Origin of the sequence: Nostoc sp. ChiQUE01b (assembly GCF_034531255.1) — a bacterium.
GTDB lineage: Bacteria > Cyanobacteriota > Cyanobacteriia > Cyanobacteriales > Nostocaceae > Nostoc.
In genome coordinates this window covers 1-1756 of record NZ_JAVRBM010000198.1, presented here as the reverse complement: position 1 = coordinate 1756, position 1756 = coordinate 1, and the positions used below count along the sequence as shown (strand labels likewise).

Genomic DNA, 1756 nt, shown 5'->3' with positions numbered 1-1756 from the left:
TGCTATGGAAGATGTGCTTCGCACAGCGTCCTAATCGCCTTGTCCGTTGCTATAAATAAAACCCGCATCAGATTTCGTATCCAGTTGAAGAAAAGTACAAAGTCTGCTGCTCCCAAATGGGCAGATGTACTAAAAGCTGAAATTAGTGAAGTAGAATCAGACCTCGTGAAAGTCACAAATTCCGAAGTCGGTTTGCGGGGTATCAAGGTATTCAAGAAGTTGGATGAAGCTGCTGCCCAATTGAGGCAAGAGATTGCTTCAGTTCAAGAATGGATGTCTGCTGATACTGGTGATTGGGTCTGTCCTATTGATTTGGCTCCACTTGTGTGGAATCAGTTAATCAATATTAGGGATAATATTGCCCCTGGTTTACGCAATCAATTAAAAGCTGATTACGAAGCGGGACTTGTAGATTACCAGGAACGGATTGACCAGTTCCTCTCACTTAACACTTGGGAATTAGCACAGGATAAGCAAGAATCTGTAAAAGCTAACTTGCTAAGAGCATTTCCGACTCTGACCGATCTCGAAGACTATTTGCAAGTCGTTATTGGTCGCCCGGTGATTATCCCGGCATTGTCCGAACAACTGAACCAGCAGCAAGCCGAATGCCTAGACCAGATTACCAAGTTCATCCAACAGTATGACCAAAATCTAGAACAAAGGCTACGGGAATCAGCGATCGCTGGCGGTGAACAACTCGCCGCGCAGTTGCTCGAAGAGTTGGCTGATTGGGAGCCAGGACGTAAGCCCGTACAGTTCAAAAAAAAGATGCAACGCCATCTGATGAAGGTTCAGGTACTACTAGCGAATGCTGACCCGGAGGCTGGCATTAGCTTGGAGGCGATGATGGCGCACTTAGATTCTATCGTTAACGATCCAGCGATTGAGTCGAAGAATCTGGGTTCAGATACGCGCAGTCAATTGCAGCAAAAAATGCAAGAGATCCGCACCAAGTTGTTAGACGAACAGCGCAATCTACAATCACTTGCGGCTGACGACGTGGGCTTATCGAAAGCTACCGTGATGTCCTTCAAGTTTAGGTAAAAAACAGTCTTGGGCGAGGGTGTATTCGCTCAAGACTAACTAATGAATTGGAAATATGGTGTTCACCTCTGGGGTGTTCACCTCAAAAAGGATATCTCACTTCTACTATTTCTCAAACCAGTTTTACAACTAAGGAGATAACTTGTGTCACATTTCTCAACAGTCAAAACCAAATTAAGCAATCACGAGTGTTTGGTGCAAGCTCTCACGGATCTAAACCTATCACCGCAAGTTCATGAAAAAGCGCAGCCACTAAAAGGATACTACGGTGGCTCTCAAGGACAAAGCGCTGAAATTATCGTATCTGGTCGCACCATAAAAGCCCGTGCAGACATCGGGTTCAAATGGAATCAGTCAAGTGGTGTGTACGATGTGATACACGACAGCTACGAGACAGTTCCGAAGCTGGGCAAAGACTTTTTCAGCAATAAACTAATGCTGGCTTATGGACAACGGATGGTTCGCGCTAAAGCCGCCGAGTTACAAGAAAGGTTTGGTGAATGCGCGATCGCTGAATCAACTAACGGAACCGTGCAAACCCTACGCCTAACTTTTGCCGGACATCAGGAAGTTCAACAATTTGCACGGAGATAAATATGGAACGGTCAATACTGATTCATTTTGACAGCGCTACAGGTGAAGTTCGTGTAGAGGCTGATACCATTTCACGAAAAATTTGATGCAAATAAAGCATCAAGAATAAAATCCC

Annotated in this window: 2 protein-coding genes; both read left to right on the top strand. The window is 45.0% G+C overall.

The window, feature by feature from the left end; genetic code table 11:
• Positions 1-33: 33 nt before the first annotated feature.
• On the top strand, positions 34-1047 hold the full coding sequence (locus RMY63_RS41595) for a hypothetical protein (RefSeq protein WP_322734259.1): 1014 nt from the start codon (positions 34-36) through the stop codon (positions 1045-1047).
• A gap of 144 nt (positions 1048-1191) precedes the next feature.
• Entirely contained in the window at positions 1192-1641 is a 450-nt protein-coding gene (locus RMY63_RS41590) for a DUF1257 domain-containing protein (RefSeq protein WP_322734258.1), read from the top strand.
• Positions 1642-1756: the final 115 nt, after the last annotated feature.